The sequence below is a fragment of the Mucilaginibacter angelicae genome (genome assembly GCF_042434235.1).
Taxonomy (GTDB): Bacteria; Bacteroidota; Bacteroidia; order Sphingobacteriales; family Sphingobacteriaceae; genus Mucilaginibacter; species Mucilaginibacter angelicae.
In genome coordinates this window covers 126,746-148,082 of record NZ_JBHLTS010000077.1, presented here as the reverse complement: position 1 = coordinate 148,082, position 21,337 = coordinate 126,746, and the positions used below count along the sequence as shown (strand labels likewise).

Here is a 21,337-nt window from a genome sequence, read left to right as displayed (position 1 = left end):
TAATGATGGATAGCCATTTGCGTTCGGTAACCCTGAACAGTGATCCGTATGATCATCCTGCTCTCGATTTTGACCAGTTGAGGGCCGAAGGTATCCGGCTGCTGCAGCAGCTGGCTGGTAATACCTGGACAGATCATAATACGCATGATCCGGGTATAACCATCCTCGATCAGCTTTGTTATGCACTTACCGAATTGAGTTACCGCGCCGGCTTTGATATTACCCAGATACTTGCGCGGCCCGGCGGGGACACTTACAACAGCCTGTACAGCCCGGCAACCATTTTAACCACCAATCCTGTTACGTTAAACGATTTCAGAAAAGTGCTGCTGGATATAGAGGGCGTTAAAAATGCCTGGATAGAAAAAGCAGATAACTCACGGCCCGCAATTTACTTTGATGCCGGGAAAAATGAGCTGACGCTTGACCGCGAAAAAAAAACACTGCCAGACCTGAAAACAGTGCCGCTGGAACCGGTAAAAATAAAAGGCCTGTACAATGTATACGTGTTTGCACCGGAGGTTGCCGAAAAAACTATCAGGAGACGATTGTACGCCTGTCGTAACCTTTGCGAAGACTATGAACAGATATACCTGGTTAGTGGTGAAAAAATAACGGTTGCCGGTAATATAGAGATAGGGAACGCCGATGATATTAACAAAGTGGCCGCCCGTGTTTTAAGCAGGTTGGCCAACCGGATCTCACCAGGCATTCATTTTTATACGCTGGCAGAAATGCTGGCAAAAGGAAAAACGGTTGACGAAATAATGGATGGGCCTGCACTGGAGCGCGGCTTTATAGATGATGATGAGCTGGAACAACTGGGCCACAAGTCGAAATTATATGCGTCTGACCTGATTAGAGAGATAATGGATGGGTCGGAAGTGCGCGTTGCCGACAATCTGTGCATGTATTCCAACTCAACGCAGGGCAATTGGGTGCTGGCCCTTAACCCCGAAAGTGTCCCTGTGCTGGATGTAGAGGCCACCTTGGGTAAGCTTAAGTTTGAAAAAGACGGAAGGGAACTGAATTTAAATAATGAGTTGGTAAAGAGGTATTTTGATGAATATAAGCAGGTTGGTACAAATAAAGTGCTGCCACCGGCACAGCGCGATATATTGCCACCGGAGTCTGCCTATACCGACCTTTCTGCATACTATTCAATTCAGCATCACTTTCCGGATGTTTATGGCATTGGGGAAGGTGGCTTACCCGAAACGGCAGCCCCGCTAAGACAAGCGCAGGCTAATCAACTAAAAGCATACCTGTTGTTTTTTGAACAAATACTGGCCAACTATTTTCAGCAGGTAGCCGGTATAAAAAACCTCTTTGCCTTTTCGGACACAGGAGTTGAAACCGGCGGGGCTGCCAACTGGAAAACTACCTATTTCTGCCAGTCATTAGTGGATAAAGTGCCTGGTATCGGGCCGCTTTTGTCTGCAGCATATCAGGCCGGCATCGATGGTATAACCGAGAGGCCGGATGCAGCCATATCCCGTAAAAACCGCTTTCTTGATCATCTGCTGGCCAGGTTTGCCGAAAGTATGGATGATTATGCCTTGTGGCTTCAGGATGTAAGGCTGTCGCAGGTACCTGTAGCCGGTGATGCAGGCGGGGCAAGCGCATCTGAAGCGCTTATTCACGATAAATTGGATTTTTTGGCCGGTTATCCGGTTCACAGCAGCCAGCGCGGAAAAGGCTTTGATTATTTCCAGCCCTCAAACCCCAAAGAAGAATCTGGTTATTATGATAATGTTTCAGGACTGGAAAAACGCATTGCAGCGAAACTGGGAATAAAAAACCCCGGAACATTTTACCTGATCGAACACATCCTGCTGCGTCCCTTTCCGGCAGATGAGCAGCGCCTGCAGGAATTGCGTAAAAACAGGTATTGCTCTTCGGTCGGCATGGTCTCTGCTGATTGTTATCTGTGTGTCTCGCCCGCTCATGATCTTCAAAACGGGGACCAGATTGTGGTAATTTATAAAGGCAAAGAAATTGCCGCCAGTGTATCAGACGTATTTGCCGATAAATTCAATATCAGGCTGAGCCAACCCGGCCAGTTACCCGAAACAATCGAAATATCAGAGATGGCATGGCGCCGTGCAGATATTCAGGCAACCATTTTTTCGTTTACAGAAAATGCCACTGAAAATAAACAGACCGACCCTTACTCATTTCAGCTCACATTTGTTTTCGGGACAAAAAAAGATGAGCGGTTTGTTAACCAGAATTTCCTGGAATTTGTAAAAACTACCGTGCGGCAAGAAACTCCTGCCCATATCACGGTATATATTAAATGGCTTGAAAATGAAACCTTTGAGCGCTTTGAACAGGCTTATGGCACATTTATTCAGGAATTGCGGAAACTTAAAAATGAATGAGGTATGGCTGAAGAAAGATTTTTGCTTAGAGCATCGCGCAATACCCTGCTGGATATCGTATTAAACGAAGTGGGCGGTACTTACCCTTTAACCGATTTACCGGTTAAGGCCGAAAGTGATTTCGTATTTTATGACGAGCCTGCCAAACTTGTGCTTGACTACAGTCAGCCTGATGTAAAATACCTGGTTTATGAAGATATTGAACACCGCAGCCCTCAAAACGGAACAGGTGCAGAGTTAACTTTATTAACCTTGCCACTGAAGGTACAGGCGCATGCCTTTCGGGTAAAAGCCATAAAAAGGTATGGTAAAACACTTGATAGCACTTTACTTCAAACGATATTAATAACAATAGGCGTTAACCGGGGCCTGGAGATTGTGGCAGAAAAACCTATAATTACTTATGGCGAAAAAGCAGCGTTAATCATAAAAAACACACAGAAAAACGCCCGCTATGCTATTTTCTTTGAGCACAATGCTGTCGATACATCAGACATGGCCCGGCAGATTGTATTGGAGGATAACGTCTTCCCGGATGAGCTACCTCCCTCCGGACTAAAAGAGCAGTTGCCGGATAATTGTAAGCGGTACCTGCTCAGTAAAAGCAAATTGAGTGAAAATGGCGGAGATATAAGAATTGAGACACAATACTGCCTGCGTGAAACCATAGATTTGAAGGTTTGGGTTTTTGATGAAGATACCAGGCAAGCGGGAATATTATTGAAAACTACCCCTATCTCAGTAACACCAAACGTTAATTTGCCGGCAACCTGGTATAGCCTTGCCAATAGCGAAGATGTTAATAACACCGGCGCCATCAATTACAGCGGTAAAGTGGGCATAAGGTTGCAGCAAACACAAAAATCGGCAAATTACTTCATCTGTTTAGGCGGTATCGATACTGATGCGCCAGACAGATCGGCCGGTGAATTATTAACAGCAATGGTGGCAGGCACAGGTGCACAACTGGATATACCGCTGCCCATGGCTATCAAAGAAGATACCCTGGTTACAATAAGAGTAAATAAACCAACTTTGGATTTAGCATCAGAACTCATTGCAACCGTTATGATAGCCGCATATCCCGACGCTAACAGAAAATTCAGCCTTATCACCGGGACTTCTGATGATGAACGCGCCGTCATTATCCGCATAGATAATCCGCAGCGGGGCATCATCTACCAGTTGAGGGATGCGGAAACGAAAAAAGCGGTAAGCGAGCCATTTTTTTATCATCGTAACCAGGGTACCGGCCATATGCGCGTGAGCAAAAACCGGGAGGGGCTGAAATCAAAAAACACTGCGACGTCTGAATACGAATGGCTGAAGGGCCAATTTGTTGTAGGCAGTTGTAACCAGGGTAACGAGCCTGAGAATGCCAAAGTTTTATTGACTTTAAACAAAAAAAACAAACCGGGTGCCGTGGAGATAACGGCCATAAAATCAACCACCGGTTTTGTTGTTGTAATTGGGGTTATCGATTTGAACGATCAATGAGCGAACAAGTGCATATCATTAAGCGGATATTGATAGACCTTGATATCCATGATCGCCTTCCTGCCAATCAAATACAGGACGAGAGCGCGACCATTTTAAAAAAACTGATAGCACCGATGGTAGGCGACTACCTGGATTTACTGACGGCCGACGGCACCGATATCAGGATAGATTGTTGGGAAATAGACCTGGGTATGATCAGCGCACATTCGCTCGAAACCGATCTGACAGAGCGGTTGGCACAATGCCTTGCGGCAGATGAGCAGCTAATTATGGCAAAGCAGCAGTCGGCAGGTACAAACCATGAGTCTCAAATGCCCGGACATACGGATGCCGAACTGGTAGTATATTTTTTGCAAACAGGAATGCTGCCATGGTGGGCAAAAAATCCATCATCTCAAACATTTACGCAAGCTTTGAACACGTTGCTGGCAACACAGCCAGCTATGCTGCACAATATTATACTGCAGACCCCGGATATGGTAATGCTGGAGCGGCTTATCAATACACTTAATAACGAGCAACTGCATCATATTGCGGTATTGTTCAATCCCACATACCCGCCTTTAACCGAATTATATTTACAGATAGCCCGTAGCATCGGTATTGCGGCTGAAAATACCAACTTCAGGCAGGCCTGGTGGGCAAATGTGCTGTATTACAATCAACAATATGCAAGCCATGCCTATCATACCCAATATACGGCCAGACCAGGCCATGGCAGATATCTTGCAAGTGCATCCCCCCTTACCCAAATCTTTTTTAATGCGCTTGCCAGGCAGGAAACTGATATCGGTAACAGCGCCGATGATGACCGTTATCATCAATTATTGAAGATGTACACCGTCTTTGCAGAAACATTAGTTTTATTGACCGAAAATGGTATCTGCCCGGACCTCACCATGCATCCGGAACAGCTCAAAGACATACAGTATTCTATTAGCCGTTTGGCCACACAGCCTACTTATTTGCAGCAGAGCGTTCTGCATGCCCGGCATTTATGGGATAACCTTGGCCTGGCCATGGGGTTAAGCCGTCCAACCGCCCAACATCACCCCAAAAAAACAAATGCAGGTACCGGTACCGACGGCACAACCGGGAAAATTACTGTAAGTACTGAACCCGAACCCTCAAAAACAGGCTCAGGTCAAAGCGCATCCAATGTTCAACAAACAGAAGATGAAGCCGGTTTACCAGGCTCTTTTGCTGCTCAGCACCCCAACCAAAATACAGATATGAGCAGCAATCAATCTGACCAGGTGGCCGGTCCGGCATCAGAAAACACAATTGCTGCTAAGCTCATCAGCCAATTTACGGCAACAGAGCGCTTTTCTGTAAGCCACGCGGGCCTGATTTTGCTCTGGCCTTTTCTTTCGCATTTTTTTTCAGCGCTAAACCTCATTGATAAAGGTGCTTTTTATGATAAGCAAAGCCAGTACAAAGCCTGTATGCTCTTATTATATGTTGCCATGGGCGATGATTTGGAATTATTTGAGGGGCACCTGCCGGTGATCAAGCTATTATGCGGCTTGGAATTAACCGAATGGGTTGATATGCAAACCGATATTACACAGCATGATATGGATGAAGCAGACCATATGTTGGAAGCGGTTATTGGCCATGCCCCTATGTGGAGCGGTTTATCTTTGGCCGGGCTGCGCCAGGCGTATTTGCAGCGCCCGGGCATTCTGAGCATCCGCGACGGAAACTGGCTGCTACAGGTTGAGCGCCAGAATCATGATATTTTGACAGACCGCTTGCCATGGTCTAATAACTTAATTAAACTTCCATGGCTGGAACACTTAATTTTTGTAGAATGGCAGCAAGATTAAAAAACAAGACCATAAACAATGCCGCTTTTTTAGTAAAAGAGCTAAACTGGCTGCAGCAGGTGATTGACTTGCGCCTTGGCCTGTATTTTGGCAATAACCCGTCACTGCAATCCATTACCGACCTGGTGCTGCCCGAGGTAAATGCAGCCGGTAGTGCCTATGAGAAATTTATCTCCGAAAACAAACTGGATATGCCTGAACGGCTTTTGCTTATCCTGGTCCTTGCCCCATCCCTGAAACCAGAACTGCTCGACGGCTTTTACGCGCGTAATACCACTTATGATAAAAGGTTTACCGAATTCGGCGGCTCATTTTCAGGAAACGGTTTTGTGCCAACAGGGCAAACGGTATTCTTTCTGCTGGCGGGTACAAAGCTGGAAGAGCGCCTACCCTGTTTCAACCTGTTTAATGCCGATTGCAGCTTAATAAAATCGGGGGCCATAATGCGCTCCGCCGGCGGACCGGAACATGATACCTGGATGGATACGCCTTTGCGGATAACTGACGACTTTATTTCGTATTTCGTATCAGGCACGTGGCAGCAGCCTGTTTTTGGCGATCAGTTTCCGGCCAAACTGCTTACTACAGGAATGGAATGGGCTGATCTCATTTTATCGGCAGTAACAACAGAGATAATTGAAGAGATCAGGGACTGGGCAGAGCATTCGGAAAAGCTCTCTGAGCTGCAGGGATTTCAAAAACGGGTTAAACCAGGGTATAAAGCCTTATTTTATGGCCCGCCGGGTACGGGTAAAACACTTACAGCCACACTGCTGGGTAAAGTGACCGGGCATGATGTTTATCGTATCGACCTGTCTATGATAGTTTCCCGTTATATAGGGGAAACTGAAAAAAACCTGGCCAGGGTATTTGAACGGGCCCAAAATAAAAACTGGATTTTGTTTTTTGACGAAGCCGACGCGCTTTTTGCCAAACGCACGGAGGTTGACAGCTCTAACGACAGATATGCCAACCAGGAGGTAGCTTACCTGTTGCAACGCATAGAAGATCATCCTGGTATTGTTATACTGGCATCAAACTTAAAGGACAATATTGACCAGGCCTTTTTGCGCCGCTTTCAGAGCCTCGCTTACTTCCCTATTCCGGGGCCGGAGGAACGTTACAGATTATGGAAAAATGCATTTCCTGAACAATTACAACCCGAAAAAGAAATTGACCTTTATACCATAGCCGAAAAGCATCAGCTAACCGGTGGCGCAATAGTTAACGTGGTTAGGTACTGCTGCCTCAAAGCTGTAAAAAACCAAATGCAACAGGTGCCTGTAAAACTTATAGATGCCGGCATTAAAAGGGAACAGCAAAAGGAGGGTATTATATTTTAACCTGGCAATAATCCATCCGGTAAACATATGGACAACGAAAAAATACCTGGCAGCAAACAAGCATCTCTTTCCTCTGTTCCAGATAATCGCACATTGAATGGGATTGGGTATCCTGCTGTAGCCCGACTTACACAAGCGCCCGTCAATAATAACAGCAGCGGTTTGCCCCATCAACTACGCCAGGGGGTTGAAACACTATCGGGGATATCTATGGCCGATACATCGGTACATTACAATTCTTTAGCGCCGGCACGGATAGGCGCCCTCGCCTATGCCGCGGGCAACCAGATCCACCTTGGCACCGGGCAGGAGCAGCACCTGCCGCATGAAGCCTGGCACGTTGTACAGCAAAAACAGGGCCGCGTTAAGCCTACCCTGCAGGCCAAAGGGCTTGACATAAACGATGACCACACCCTGGAAACCGAAGCTGACGTAATGGGGCAGCGTGCCGCGCAGTTGAAATGTGCCGATAGGCCTTCGTTAACACCGCTTAATAACCCGGCTTTTCAATCAACAAATGTGGTGCAAAGAAAAATTGGGTTTGAATTTCAAGCATATGGTTGCAGTATAATAAAAGATGGGCAAAAAGAGATTGGTTCGTATAAAGACGGTTTGTTTGAAGTAGAAACGGACGGTGGTTTATACGAAACGGAACTGGAGATTTTGACTAAAGCTGTTGATGAAACAGATGAAGGTTTTGGAGAACTAATCGAAATCATGACTGCGATGACAAACTGGGTAGGGCAGATAGAATCAAAGTCGAAACCGGTAGAAGGACGAGATCCAATTAAAGTAACAGACCTGAAAGATATAAAGATGGAAGGTTTTAAGTGGGCGACAGGGATGTCGGCGGAGGCGAGCATATATTTTGAAGATCATCTTCATTTCCACCCGCAGGCAACCGTAGGTGTACGATTTGAGAAAATAATAGATTTAATTGACCGCGTAACACGTGCCCCGTTTAAAACAGGCGGCGAGGTTGCTGAAGCAGACGCAGCAGGAGATATTGCGGAAATGCCGGGGCCCGAAGCAAAAGAAGAAGCCACAGGTGCAACAGCAACAGGAGCAAGCAGAAGTGCCAAAGAAGAAATAAAACGGGATAACATAGATGAACAGGCGGCGGTATTTGGATGGAGCGGTATGGCTAAGCAACGTGAATTCAGAAAAGCGTGGCGGGTTGGTTATAAGCTGGCAGAAGAAATAATTGATGCTAAATACCCCAGGGCCAGGGGCATGGCTGCAATTCTTTATAGTTTTACAATGGCTGGTGGAGCGGGTTATGATATTAAGTTAGGCCCGGGAGAACATTATGTAAAATACTATATGCCTTTTATGTTTAGGAATGGTTTCAGGCCGTTTTTTGATTCCCTTAGCGAAGAAGAGCTAATGGAGTTAGAAAATAAAATAGAAGGCGACTTAGCGCCTCTGCATCACCCTATTTTACCCGCTGAAGAAATTCATGAAATGATGAGAGAAGAAACGACAGTGTGGGATTTATTCCGTGATATGCGTACCGGGGGCGCAGGCAACGAGGGGCCAAGAAAAGACCGGAAAGGAGATGAAAAATTGGACTTGATACAACTTAACGGGGTAAATGGTCACGGTCAGATTGGGAGAACAATGTATGGGGAATATAAGGGAACACCAAGATATCACCCAAAGCACTGGAAGATGGACAGGGTGGATGATATAGGTGCGCTTCCAGGCATACCGGAACGGCGGGGAGCGATCATCGAACTAAGGAAATTGGGCAACGATGTGCCGGCAGGTCAGCTTACCGAATTTGCTTTAGCCGTTTTTAGATTTATCAGGCTTATTAATGGTGATCTGGGCGCTGTAACGCCCGCATCGGGCAGTTCAGCCACATCGGGAAGCACTACGCAGGCAACGCCATCTGCAGGTGGTTCTGTGGTGTCCGCTACACTTGTTTAATCCTTTTCTTCATCCGTCGTTTCTTCTTCCCCGTGGTGTTCACTTGCAGCCTGTTCCGCTTAGTAAATACTAAAGGATTATACAGCAACCGCCTGTCGCAGGAATAGGGGCTTCGGTATTTATAAGGCTGATCAGATTTAATACAGCGATAGCAAAGTCCTTAAGCTGACCTGCCGGCACATCGTTGCCCAATTTCCTTAGTTCGATGATCGCACCCCGCCTTTTCGGCTCTTCTGTTGAACTGCCAATGTCGTCAACGGTCTTCATGCCACTCCACGAAGTTAAATTACCTGTTGAGATTTGCCCATGGCCTTCTACTCCCTTTTCTACAAAATAATCTTTTTTTTCTGCAAGTGCTGACATGACAGATTTGACCGGGGTTTTAGACTCTCCATCAGACTTAAACTCCATTTTTAGTATCAACTCCCGTTCGGCCTTGGTCATTGATTCAAAAAATGGCATGAGCCCGTTTCTTAACATAAAAGGCATAAAGTATTTAGGGTGGGTATTGTCTACAGGCATTATATGATCAATTTCATTCTGTAAAAAACCATACAGTATCGCCGCAAACCCAAGGGCTCTTGGGAATCCTTCAGGAATAGCCTTCTTTGCAGATTCAAGCCCCTTTGCCCAAGCTTTTTTAAATGGTTGTTGATCCTCTTTTCCGCTCCAGCCAAAAATATTTGCAAATTCAAGCGCTTTCCGTTCCTTATCATCAACCGTTACGGCTTCTACCTTTGTTTCTTGTAATGGTGTTAATATTACTGTAGGCGCAGCATCGTGCATCACTTCTTCCTTAACTTCCGCTTTTGCTTCTATACCGCCAGTTTTAAACGGTGCACGGGTTACATAATCTATTAAATCGGCAACCGCCTCAAATTTTACCCCTACAGTTGCCTGGGGGTGAAAATGAAGTTCGGGCCCAAGAATTTTAATTTCTGCCGTTTCCAAATTCATAACTTCAGTCTTCCAGTCTATGCCTTTTACTTCACTAAGTTTTGTACCTGGTTTTATTTGGCCTAAAAACAACCCAATAGCATCCATTATCCTGTTTAGTTCATCAACTCCACCACTCGTTTCGTCAACCGGTTTCGTCACAATTTCCAATTCCGGGTTACTACCCAATCCAATATCTACCTCCATATCAAACAAACCTTGGGGATGTGTTCCAAATGTTCCGATTGCCCCTATCACGTTGCTACACCCGTAAGCCTGGAACTCAAATCCAATCTTCCGCTGCACCACATCAGTTGCAGGTGACATAGATTGGCCTTGCAGTGCAGACGGCAAACCTCCCGTTGTTTTTAGCTGCACAGCACGTTGCCCCATCACATCGGCCTCAGTTTCCAGCGCATGATCGTCGTTTATGGCAAGGCCTTTGGCCTGCAGGGTAGGTTTAACACGGCCCTGCTTTTGCTGCACTATGTGCCAGGCTTCATGTGGCAGGTGCTGTTCCTGCCCGGGGCCAAGGTGGATCTGGTTACCGGCGGCATAAGCCAGGGCACCAATCCGGGCCGGGGCCGAAGAATTATAATGTACTGATGTATCGGCCATAGACATACCCGAAAGCGTTTCAACACCCTGTCGCAACTGATGCGGCAAACCATTGCCGCCATTGGCCGATGGCACGGGCTCCTGTGTAAAGCGGGTTACAGCGGGGTAGCCTTTGACGGCTTTATCTCCATTGCCGGCTGATAGCTGAGAAGGTGTATGTTGTTGGTTCCTGGTGGCAGGGGCTTTTTCCATAAAGCAGGTTTGATATTTTTAGAGTACATCAATTTAGGAAAAAATAACGCGTTTCCCATGTAATTTAACGCAAATGGGGTTCGCTTTTACTCATGCGCATAAATGTTACTGCTTTTTATAAAGAGCAAACTGCCCACTATGCTGTAAGCACCCCGGAAGGCGCTGAAGCAGGAGTACCGCCCGTTTCCGTGGCGGTGGCCGTATCGGTAGCAGGAATATCAGGCGCATTTATGAGTGTGATCAGGTCAAACACTGCTAATGCAAATTCTGTAAGTTTATTATGTGGTACCTCGTTACCCAATTTTCTTAATTCAATGATGGCCCCGCGTCTTTTTTCACCTGCCGGTTCATCACTGGATTGGCCAATATCGTCAATGCTATCCATTTTCCAATATCCGTCGTGGTTCATGTTTGTTATATTGCCGTGGCCTACCACGTCACCTTTTTGAAGAAGGTCTGGTTCGTATTCCTCATCGTCTGCTTCTGTTCTCGCTACCATATGTTCAATTATTTCTTTAACGGTCGGGATTTTAGTTTCCCATTCTTCTTTGCTTTTCGGTGGCATAACTTTTACATTTAAAACGTTCTTATAGGCGTTCTTAAACCCTTTTAATTCTTCCAATTCTTCTGGAGTAAGGCTACCGAAAAATGGCCAAAAACCGTTCCTTAACATAAAGGGCATCATGTATTTTAAGAGTTTAGCTTTGCGAACGGTTTTTCTGAATTCTGTAGACCGGCTTTTTGCCATGCCCAAAAAAATCATAGCAAGTCCCTTAACTTTAGGCGATTTTATTCCACTAAAGCTATTTACTTCATTCAATGCGTCTTTCCAAACTTTTTGATATGGTAATTGATATCTTGCACCACCCCATCCAATAATATTTGCTGCAGCGGTTTTACGTGGATCCCGTTTTATTTCTTCCGCTACTATTGGCGTCGTCACTTCTTTAACTTCATTTTTGGGGCCTCCGTCCGTGCCGGTTACTGTTTGTTTTGTTTCCGGCGGGGGGGCTTGTACAACATCTCGTGTTTTAATTGGCGCGCTGGATAAATAATCAATCAAATCAGCTATTTTATCAAACTTTACCCCCACAGTAGCCTGAGGATGAAAATGTTTTGCACCACTGGGGATAGAGAACTTTGGCACATCTTTCACTTCATTATTAAAAAGCTCTGCTCTCTCTTTCAGCAATGTCTCTTTTATTATTTTTTCCTCAGGACTGTCTTCTTTCGCTTGATCTATTTTGGGTTCATCCAAAAATCCCTGACGTGCTTTGTTTAATATTGCCTTTTTAACAATATCATCGTTCCATTCAACCGCTGGTACGGCCGCAATAAAACCATCATCTTTTACTCTCAATAAAAAAGCCCTTATCGCGTCCATGATACCTTCCAGGTCTTTCCGCCCCTGCTTGGTTTCCTCAACAGCCGGTGTTGCAAGTTCCAATTCCGGCATTCCATGCCTCGTGCCGCCGTCACCTTCTACTGTGAATTTTCCATGTATGTGTTTACCCAGTTCTTCCTTCCTTACATCAACTCCTTTAAAAAAAATACTATCAACAGCCTGAAACTCAAATCCTATCTTCCGTTGTATTAGAGTGGTTGATGGGAAAACTGGCAGGAAAGATGATGTTGGTAAAACGCCCGTTGTTTTTAGCTGCGCGGCACGCTGCCCCATTGCATCGGCCTCGGTTTCCAGCGCCTGGTCATCATTTAAAGCCAATCCTTTAGCTTGCAGGGTGGGTTTAACCCGGCCCTGCTTCTGTTGCACAACGTGCCAGGCTTCGTGCGGCAGATGTTGCTCCTGTCCGGGGCCAAGGTGGATCTGGTTGCCGGCGGCATAGGCCAGCGCACCTATCTGTGCCGGGGCTGTAGAATTGTAATGTACAGTAGTATCAGCCATAGACATGCCTGACAACGTTTCAACTCCCTGCCGTAGCTGATGTGGCAAACCGTTGCCGTCATGGGCCGATGGCGCGGGTGCCTGTGCAAACCGGGTTACGGCGGGGTAGCCCCTGGCTGTTTTATCACCATTGGCAGCTGATGCCTGAGAAGATGTTTGTTGCTGGTTCCTGGTAACTTTTGCTTTGTCCATTGCGGGTATGCTGACGTATTTTGGGATTCAGCAATTTAAGAAATAATGCATGATTTAATGCCCGGTCACTTGACTGTTTTATTTGAAATTCAACTAATGGAGAGATGATAGTGACTAAGATCAGGAAGAGGATGATAAAGATGGCGGCGGAGTGGACAACGGAGATGACGACGAGGTGGAAGAAGATGAAGATGAGCTTTCCAGGGCATTTATAAGTACAATCAAATCAAAAACGGCTAAGGCGAATTCTGTAAGTTTCTCAGGTGGTACCTCACTACCCAATTTTCTTAATTCAATAAGTGCTCCGCGTCTTCTTGTTTTCTCTGAATCTGAAATGCCAATATCATTAATAGTCTCCATTCCATAATCGTCATGCCTGTTTCCTTCGGTTACTCCGCCATGACCATAATATCCTTCCTCTTTTTGAAGAAGGTCGACTTTTTTTTCATCATCATCGTAATCGCGGTTATCCTCTTGAAAGCGAGCACAATCATCATCATCACTATCATTGCCACAGTCACCTTTTTCATCACTTTCGTCAATTTTCATCATATCTTCAAAAACCTCTTTGATGGTTATTTCTAAGTGAGGGAATTTTTTATTAAGATCGTTGGTATCAATGAGCTTTAATTCTTCTTTTTCCTTGGCATCAAGATTATTAAAAAATGGCATAAATCCCGTTCTCAACATAAAAGGCATCATGTTTTTTAATATCCTGACTTCTTGGGTAGCTGCTGCATATTTACCAGTCAGGCTCTCTGCTAAGCCAAAAAAAATTGTGACAAGTCCTTTAACTTTAGGTGTTAGCTTCGAAAAGTTATTCACTTTTGTCACTGCCGTCGTCCACGTTTCTTTATATGGAGTTTGATATGTTTTAGCGCCCCATCCAAAAATGGCTGCTGCATCTTGTGGTTTCCGAATTATATCTGGCACAACTTTCTGTATCCGGTCCGTCTTAGCTTCCCCAGGGGCTGTTGATATAGCCTCACCTTCGGTTTCCTTTGGCAACACTTTTATTTCTGTCGTGGGTGGTTTCGTAACAGCACGGTCTTTCTTTCTCTTATTGATACGGTGCTTTTTTACCGGTGCATTGGTTAGATGCTCAATAAGATTAAATACGTTCTCAAACTTTACCCCCACAGTTGCCTGGGGATGAAAATGTTTCCCAGTTTTGTGAATAAAGAATTTTGGTGTTTTTTCCTCAAAATCTTCTTTTTTTTCAGATTTTTCATCAGCATCTTTTTCCTTAGTCTCTCCTTTTATCCTTTCATCTACAACTAATTTGGTCCGTTGAGCAAGCAAATCGTCATACTCTTTCGTCTTTTCAGCGATATATTGCTTCCAGTCAATGTTTTTGACGTGCCCTATAAGGCCACCATCCTCAACAGAAAGTAAGAAAGTCGTTATGGCATCCATGATATCCACCAATTCACCACGTCCTTTTGTGGTTTCGTCAACAGCTTTTGTCACAAGTTCCAATTCAGCACCACGACTTGTAACATCAGAGTATACGTCAAATCTTCCTTTGCTTACGCTTACTCCGAGCTTCTGTTTTTCGTGTATTGGGACGTTCTTTAAAACGATGCTCTTAACCGCCTGAAACTCAAATCCTATCTTTCTTTGAACTACTTCAGTTGGCGGAGAAAGGGGCGAGGCGGGCGGGGTTAACGGCGAACCATTAATAGTTTTCAGTTGCACGGCACGCCGCCCCATTACGTCGGCCTCAGTTTCCAGGGCGGAATCGTCATTAACGGCCAATCCTTTTGCCTGAAGCGTTGGTTTAACACGCCCCTGCTTTTGTTGTACAATATGCCAGGCCTCATGCGGCAGGTGCTGTTCCTGCCCCGGGCCAAGGTGGATCTGGTTGCCGGCAGCATAGGCCAGTGCCCCTATCTGCGCCGGGGCTGTAGAATTGTAATGTACAGTAGTATCAGCCATAGACATGCCCGACAACGTTTCAACTCCCTGCCGTAACTGATGCGGCAAACCATTGCCACTATCAGCCGATGGCGCGGGCGCCTGTGCAAACCGGGTTACGGCGGGATAGCCCCTGGCTGCTTTATCACCATTGACAGCTGATGCCTGAGAAGATGTTTGTTGCTGGTTCCTGGTAACTTTTGCTTTGTCCATTGCGGGTATGCTGACGTATTTGGGGATTCAGCAATTTAAGAATTAATATCTGTTTGATGATACAGATATTAATTCTTGATTTTGGGCCAGGATATTATGAGGAAGGCTTTAGATACCTGGAGGTACATAATTGCGCAACGCGGTTTGTGCTGAACGAGGCAGGCGTTGTATTGGTGGTGGCGGGCCAATTACAGGCGCCGCCCCTGTCACCGTTACCGGGCCGGTAGCAGTACCACCTATAGCTGTCACCGTCTCTACGGGCAGTGGTACCGGTCCGTCACCAGCATTGATCAGTTTGACGAGGTTAAAAACTGCCAGCGCAAATTCTTCAAGTTTTTCGACGGGCACATCATTGCCCAGTTTTCTTAATTCGATAATAGCGCCCCGCCTTCTTTCGGTTTCAGTTTGAGAGATGCCAATGTCGTCAATCTCTTCCATTCCCCAGCTTTTATAATCAGATCGCTCCTCTTCTCCATGTCTTGGTATTCCTCCAATCACACCATGGCCCAGCACACCAACCCCGTCAAAACGCTGAATCAGGTCTCTCTTATCGTCGCCCGGTTTCCCTGCTCTTTCCTGCATATCTTTTAATATATCCCCAACTTTAAGTTCGTAACCCAAATCCCCTCCTTCAGACATTATTAAAATATTCAGCGCATCTTCGTCAATATTTTTCAATTCTTCCCGCTGTTTTTCGTCAAGACTGTCAAAAAATGGTCTGAAACCATTTCTTAGCATAAAAGGCATCCAGTATTTTACAAGGTTGGCTTCTGACGAATATATCCCGCTTGTATCACGTTGCGCTTCTGCTAAGCCATACAAAATTGCGGCCAGGCCTTTCGCTTTTGCACTCGTAATCTTACTATCGGCGTTTGCTTTTTCAAAACCTGCTCTCCAGGCATACTTAAATGCCTGCTGGTCATCCTTGCCGCTCCACCCAAACTTGCTTGCCTCCGCAAATTTGGGCAAGTCGTCTTTCACCTCAGCGACGGATACTACTGCTTCTTCGTACTCGTCTTTTTCAGGGTCTTTGGTTTCTGAAGTTGGCGTTTTTTTTATCTTTCGTTTTATTGTTCTCTTAATTTCGCCCCCTTCTTTAAATGGCGCCCGCGTTACATAATCAATCAATTCTGCTATTTTCTCAAATTTCACTCCCACTGTAGCTTGCGGATGGAAATGTTTTTGGTCACCTGATATGATAGAAAAATGGGCATCCTCCGACACCTCATCTTTCCATTTCATATCCATTTTCCTTAGCTCTGTTCCATGCTTTACTTCTTGCAAAAAGCGGGTGATATTTCTCATAATATGAGTCAATCGTAAAAGGCCCTCGTTGGTTTCATCAACCGCGTCTGTTTCAATTTCCAATTCATTCATCTTTTCTCCTACATCCGTTTCTACGGTAAATCCTTTTCCCTCAGGCAAGTTCAAGGGATTTTGCACGTTACCTACGCCATTAATAAGTATGCTATTATACGCCTGAAATTCAAATCCTATCTTTCTTTGTACAACATCACCTGTCTGTAAACCTGGATTGTTAAGCGGTGTTAGCGGTAAATTGGTATTTTTTTGTAATTGTACTGCCCGCTGACCCATTACGTCGGCCTCCGTTTCAAGCACGTGATCGTCATTTACGGCCAATCCTTTGGCCTGAAGCGTTGGCTTAACACGGCCCTGCTTTTGCTGCACAATGTGCCATGCCTCATGCGGAAGGTGTTGCTCCTGCCCAGGGCCCAAATGGATCTGGTTGCCGGCGGCATAGGCCAATGCGCCTATTTGTGCTGGGGCAGAAGAGTTGTAATGTACTGATGTATCGCCCATAGGCATGCCTGACAGCTTCTCGACACCCTGCCGCAACTGGTGTGGCAAACCATTGCCACTACTACCAGCAGGTGCCTGTGCAAACCGGGTTATAGCAGGATAGCCCTTAGTGGCTTTACCATCGCTGTTAACTGATGTAACGGCAGGCTGCTGTTGCCGGCCCCTGATGATTTTTGCGCTGTCCATAAGCAATATCTATTAATGTACATTCAACTTTTCACTTCACTCAGTTCTTTGAGAAGGCGGTGTGCCCCCTCATGTTCGGGGTTTAATTTAAAGGTTTGATCAATCCATTTCAATGCCTGCTCATCATCGCGCAGCATATAATAGCATCCGGCCATGTTATATAGTACGGCCGTGTCTGGCGGATGCACTTCTAACGATCGCTCGAAAAAGAACAAGGCATCTTTATAGCGTGATAACTGGTAAAAGATGGAACCGATGTCAAAAGCCAAATCGCCTTCTTCGCCAATACCATAGTAATTATTCCATACTTCGTATAAAAGCAGGCTGATATTGGTAATCTCTTTCGGCGTTGCATCTTCGGCTAATATCAGCAGGCCGGGTATCAGCTCTCTAAACATGTTTGTATCAAACCATAGCAGCCTCAGGCACGATTCTATTTGTACCAGGCTTAATTCGTATGCGTTTTGGGTAAAATGCTTTTTCAGGCGGAAAGCATCGTCAGGGCCGAAACGTTCTGCATGATTGCGAAATGCCATTGCGGTTTCGACATAATTTGCGGGCTGCTCCAGCATCAGCAACGCAGATACACTTATAGACTCGTGGTATTGCCTGGTGTTGAATGACAATGCTCCGCATGATGCAAAATAGGCAACAAGCGCATGAAAGTTAACATTTAAAGAAAATCCGCCGCCATGTTTAATAATTTGCGGGGGCTCGTTATAATCCAGATCAGGCAGCTGATGGCGGCCCTTATCTGCCGAAATCAGTAAAAATCCCCCGGCAGAGATACTGCGCAAACGTTCAAGGCACCTGATGGCTATATGCGGAAACAAAAGCCATGACTGATTGATATGCAAGCGATAGTATTCCAGCAGCAGGTTCAGCGCATTTTCGGCATAGCGGGTTGTCGGGTCTGTTATAAGCGTGTGATAATCTGCCTGAAGCTGCGGCATAATATCGGCTGGTGTCATGGTTTCTTTATAATCCCCGGTAATGGTTAATACCGTTTCGGCATCATATACTTTTTTTTGGGTAATGTAAAAAAGGTCCTGTGGCACACTGTCCAGGAGATAATTGGCCACAATAAGCAAGGGCGCTTTAAGGGTACCCTTTGTTAACCTGGCGCCGCTTACCTGGAGGTTGATCTCATCAGAAACGTTTACATCAAAACAGGCAAAATCGAGCCCGTTTTTATCAAGAAATGGCTTGAGCTTTTGATGGCTTTTCCAGAAGGAAATATTATGGGGCGACAGGTCGCTCATTATATAGGTAAAAGGCGGCACCTCAAATGCGGCATTTTCGCAAAGGGTATGAAGATGGCTGAGCAGGTGGTAGGCCAGCCGGCCAGATCCGGTACCCAGTTCGAGCAGATAAATATTTTCATTTTGATGCGGGGCTATCCTTGCACGGTCACGTAAAAACCCGAATATGATTTCGGCATAGGTGGCAGCCATTGCAGGGTTATTGGTAATATAATGCGGAACGTCGCCATTCCGCCAGGCTTTTATACCGGCATTGGTATAATAGTCTCGCTGGAGTTGCCAAAGCCCTGAACTTGAAAATGGTTTATTGGTTTCAAAAATGTGCATCAAGTAACTGGTTTTGATGTTCTCAAAGATAAGATTTCAGCGCACCTGGCAAAGGAGATTATCGGAGGAGCGTATTTTGCCTCAACAAAGGATAAACCACGCTCCCTTTAATCTGTTACGCCTGCACATCTTTACTGTCTTTTTAGAAATACGCAGTATGATCCCTTTCATTTCCGTAATTATTATGCAATTATAATCTTGGATCTACCGGCTCACTTTCCATAGCCAGTACTCCAAATACACATTGATGTACACGTCTTAGCGGCTCTTTATCGGTAAAGCGCTGTAAACCTTCTATACCTAAAGCAAATTCACGCATGGCTAATCCCCGTTTGGCATTTAAGCCGCGCGATTTTAAGCGAATGATATTTTCAGGTGCTGTATATTCCGGGCCATAGATGATCCGTAAATATTCTTTCCCCCTGATCTTGATTGCCGGTTGTATCAACCCTTTGCCGTCCTTTTCAATAAAGTTGTAGGGCTTTACCACCATGCCTTCGCCACCTTTGCCAGTTAAAGTTAACCACCATTCCGTAGCTTCATTAATACTTGCTTCGTTATCCAGCTCCACTATTCTATAAGGCGTAGCCAATAACACTTTTGGATCAGCCGCACAAACCTTTTTAATTTGTTCCATATGCCATTCGTGGTTCTCGCTTGTCCAAAGTTTTCCTTCGGATGCCAGGATGTGGAACGGCGCCAACTTGTAATCGTCCAGGCTGTTTACCGGCCAGCAATACTGCTGATAAGCTGTGGTAAACTGTTTAGCTTCCTTTTGTCTTTTGCTGTATTCTGCTAACAACGCTTCACCGTTCGCATCCCTTTGTGTCAATTGTTTCAGTTCGTCTATCACATCGCCTAAAGCATGTGTTGCTGCACTACCTACAGCCGCATATTGTGTTTGGAGCAAAGCTTGCGCTTTAGCGCTCCAGGGCATTAGTTCCGTATCTAAACAAACCCAATCTGTATCAAAAGCCTCATAAAATCCTGAAGTGATCAACGCCGCATTCAATCGTGATAACAAGGCCTGTTCGGTTGCTTTATCATTAAAGAATGCGCGCCCTGTACGGGTATAAACCGTACCAATGCCTTCGCCTGTAATGCCAAATGCTTTGCTTATTGCTTCTTCATCTTTACCTACAATTACCACAGCTCTTGAACCCATATGTTTTTCCTGGCAAACCACTTTGCTGATGTCGGCTGCTTTGTAATAATCAAAAGCTTCGGTCGGAAATTCCAGATAGTCATCCAGGATGCTGGTTTTAGACGGACTCATGGTGGGTGGCAAATAGATGAGCCATTTAGGATTGATAGCAAACCGGCTCATTACCTCTAATGCCGCGATAGCATTTTCTTCCCTTATAGTAATGTTATTACCCAGGCGTGTTTCTACAATCTGCTTCCCGGTAAATTCGGCTATATCCAACACACTATCGTTTTCCTGTTGCATGGTTAAGCTTGTACTATTGCCTTGACCGTGATCCAGGGGCCTTACCGGCTCGCAGTAAACCTTAGCGGCTTTTACCGCTACCAATTCCTGTTCCGGATAGCGCAAAGCAGTCAATGATCCACCAAACACGCAACCGGTATCAATATCAATAGTATTATTGAGCCACTGTGCTTCCGGAACAGGCGTATGCCCATAAACCACCATAGCCCTGCCTTTATATTCAGCTGCCCAGTTAAGCCTTACAGGCAACCCGAATTCATCTATTTCGCCTGTGGTTTCCCCGTACAAGCAAAACTCACGTACCGCGCCTGAACCACGACCCTGCATGCTTTCCTTTAAACCAGCATGGGCAACTACTAATTTGCCGCTATCAAATACATAATGACTGATGAGCCCATCTAAAAACTTCTTAGCTTGATCCCTGAATTCTTGAGTTTCGAGACTGAGTTGATCGATAGATTCCTGTAATCCGTGATTGGCCTGCACGTTTTTACCACTTAACCATCGCATCAGTTTAATATCATGGTTACCGGGCACACAGTAGGCATTCCCGGCCGATGTCATGCTCATCACCAATTTTAATACCTCAGGGGTTTTAGGTCCGCGGTCAACCAGGTCACCGGCAAATACAGCTTTCCGGCCTTCGGGATGAACCCAAGTTTCACCATTATTGGTGTAATTCAAATCTGTTAAAAGTTGGATTAGTTCATCGTAGCAGCCGTGTATATCCCCTATGATATCTAATGGTCCCGTTTCTTCCTTTTTGTTGTTATATAATGGATCCCGTACAATACCGGTTATCGCATCAACTTCTTCGGGCGAACGCAATTCGATAATATGACGGAAACCTTCGTATTTCAATTTTTTAAAGCTTCTTTTTAATTGCGAGATGTGCTGTGGTATTACATGCGCGCCGAAGTTTCGGTCGGGACGTAAAGCATTACGTTGAGCGCAAACCTTTTCGGGCATATTCAAGATGATGGCAACTGGCAGGCAATGGTATTCCTTAGCCAGTTTTATCCAGTCTTTACGCGCTTCTTCCTGTACATTGGTGGCATCAATTACGGTTACCAGCCCGTTCTTTAAACGCAAACCGGTAATATACCTGGCCAATGCAAAAGCATCGGCAGAGGCCGCCTGATTGTTTTCATCATCGCTCACCATTCCACGACAGGCATCAGAGGATACAATCTCCGTTGGCTTGAAGTGTTTTTTAGCAAATGAAGATTTACCCGACCCTGTAGCGCCTATAAGCACCACTAACGATAATTCGGGTATTTGTATGGTTTTATTTGTTGACATTTCTTTTCTATTTATGATATTTTACCGATT

General features: G+C 45.5%; 11 protein-coding genes. 5 read left to right on the top strand and 6 right to left on the bottom strand.

Annotation, left to right across the window (positions count from 1 at the left end):
- Positions 1-2 precede the first annotated feature (2 nt).
- From ACFFGT_RS27885 to ACFFGT_RS27865, 5 genes are read left to right on the top strand one after another with little or no spacing between them, the layout of a single operon-like run.
- On the top strand, positions 3-2,384 hold the full coding sequence (locus ACFFGT_RS27885) for a contractile injection system baseplate wedge protein (RefSeq protein WP_377025794.1): 2,382 nt from the start codon (positions 3-5) through the stop codon (positions 2,382-2,384).
- Between the two features lie 3 nt (positions 2,385-2,387).
- Entirely contained in the window at positions 2,388-3,881 is a 1,494-nt protein-coding gene (locus ACFFGT_RS27880; protein ID WP_377025793.1) for a hypothetical protein, read from the top strand.
- The gene (locus ACFFGT_RS27875) at positions 3,878-5,713 is read left to right on the top strand and encodes a contractile injection system tape measure protein (protein ID WP_377025792.1); all 1,836 of its coding nucleotides are present in this window, start codon (positions 3,878-3,880) and stop codon (positions 5,711-5,713) included. The genes ACFFGT_RS27880 and ACFFGT_RS27875 overlap by 4 nt, the downstream gene beginning before the upstream one ends.
- Entirely contained in the window at positions 5,698-7,056 is a 1,359-nt protein-coding gene (locus ACFFGT_RS27870; RefSeq protein WP_377025791.1) for an ATP-binding protein, read from the top strand. Before ACFFGT_RS27875 ends, ACFFGT_RS27870 begins: the two co-directional genes overlap by 16 nt.
- A gap of 27 nt (positions 7,057-7,083) precedes the next feature.
- On the top strand, positions 7,084-8,988 hold the full coding sequence (locus tag ACFFGT_RS27865; RefSeq protein WP_377025790.1) for an eCIS core domain-containing protein: 1,905 nt from the start codon (positions 7,084-7,086) through the stop codon (positions 8,986-8,988).
- Positions 8,989-9,057: 69 nt separating this feature from the next.
- On the opposite strand, the gene ACFFGT_RS27860 is transcribed toward ACFFGT_RS27865, so the two are convergent.
- The 6 genes from ACFFGT_RS27860 to ACFFGT_RS27835 form a co-directional block, all read right to left on the bottom strand.
- Entirely contained in the window at positions 9,058-10,734 is a 1,677-nt protein-coding gene (locus ACFFGT_RS27860; RefSeq protein ID WP_377025789.1) for an eCIS core domain-containing protein, read from the bottom strand.
- Between the two features lie 136 nt (positions 10,735-10,870).
- Positions 10,871-12,829 carry an eCIS core domain-containing protein gene (locus ACFFGT_RS27855; RefSeq protein ID WP_377025788.1) on the bottom strand — a complete coding sequence of 653 codons (1,959 nt, stop codon included), beginning with the start codon at positions 12,827-12,829 and terminating at the stop codon, positions 10,871-10,873.
- Positions 12,830-12,949: 120 nt separating this feature from the next.
- Entirely contained in the window at positions 12,950-14,959 is a 2,010-nt protein-coding gene (locus ACFFGT_RS27850; RefSeq protein ID WP_377025787.1) for an eCIS core domain-containing protein, read from the bottom strand.
- Positions 14,960-15,067: 108 nt separating this feature from the next.
- Entirely contained in the window at positions 15,068-16,966 is a 1,899-nt protein-coding gene (locus tag ACFFGT_RS27845) for an eCIS core domain-containing protein (protein WP_377025786.1), read from the bottom strand.
- Positions 16,967-16,989: 23 nt separating this feature from the next.
- On the bottom strand, positions 16,990-18,555 hold the full coding sequence (locus ACFFGT_RS27840) for a tetratricopeptide repeat protein (RefSeq protein ID WP_377025785.1): 1,566 nt from the start codon (positions 18,553-18,555) through the stop codon (positions 16,990-16,992).
- Between the two features lie 190 nt (positions 18,556-18,745).
- Positions 18,746-21,307: a polynucleotide kinase-phosphatase gene (locus tag ACFFGT_RS27835; protein WP_377025784.1), complete on the bottom strand. Its 2,562-nt coding sequence runs from the start codon at positions 21,305-21,307 to the stop codon at positions 18,746-18,748.
- Positions 21,308-21,337 lie beyond the last annotated feature (30 nt).

Excerpts from the sequence above, each read along its gene's own strand:
- ACFFGT_RS27885 (WP_377025794.1), top strand. The coding sequence starts at position 3 with ATGATGGATAGCCATTTGCGTTCGGTAACCCTGAACAGTGATCCGTAT.
- ACFFGT_RS27880 (WP_377025793.1), top strand. The coding sequence starts at position 2,388 with ATGGCTGAAGAAAGATTTTTGCTTAGAGCATCGCGCAATACCCTGCTG.
- ACFFGT_RS27875 (WP_377025792.1), top strand. The coding sequence starts at position 3,878 with ATGAGCGAACAAGTGCATATCATTAAGCGGATATTGATAGACCTTGAT.
- ACFFGT_RS27870 (WP_377025791.1), top strand. The coding sequence starts at position 5,698 with ATGGCAGCAAGATTAAAAAACAAGACCATAAACAATGCCGCTTTTTTA.
- ACFFGT_RS27865 (WP_377025790.1), top strand. The coding sequence starts at position 7,084 with ATGGACAACGAAAAAATACCTGGCAGCAAACAAGCATCTCTTTCCTCT.
- ACFFGT_RS27860 (WP_377025789.1), bottom strand. The coding sequence starts at position 10,734 with ATGGAAAAAGCCCCTGCCACCAGGAACCAACAACATACACCTTCTCAG.
- ACFFGT_RS27855 (WP_377025788.1), bottom strand. The coding sequence starts at position 12,829 with ATGGACAAAGCAAAAGTTACCAGGAACCAGCAACAAACATCTTCTCAG.
- ACFFGT_RS27850 (WP_377025787.1), bottom strand. The coding sequence starts at position 14,959 with ATGGACAAAGCAAAAGTTACCAGGAACCAGCAACAAACATCTTCTCAG.
- ACFFGT_RS27845 (WP_377025786.1), bottom strand. The coding sequence starts at position 16,966 with ATGGACAGCGCAAAAATCATCAGGGGCCGGCAACAGCAGCCTGCCGTT.
- ACFFGT_RS27840 (WP_377025785.1), bottom strand. The coding sequence starts at position 18,555 with ATGCACATTTTTGAAACCAATAAACCATTTTCAAGTTCAGGGCTTTGG.
- ACFFGT_RS27835 (WP_377025784.1), bottom strand. The coding sequence starts at position 21,307 with ATGTCAACAAATAAAACCATACAAATACCCGAATTATCGTTAGTGGTG.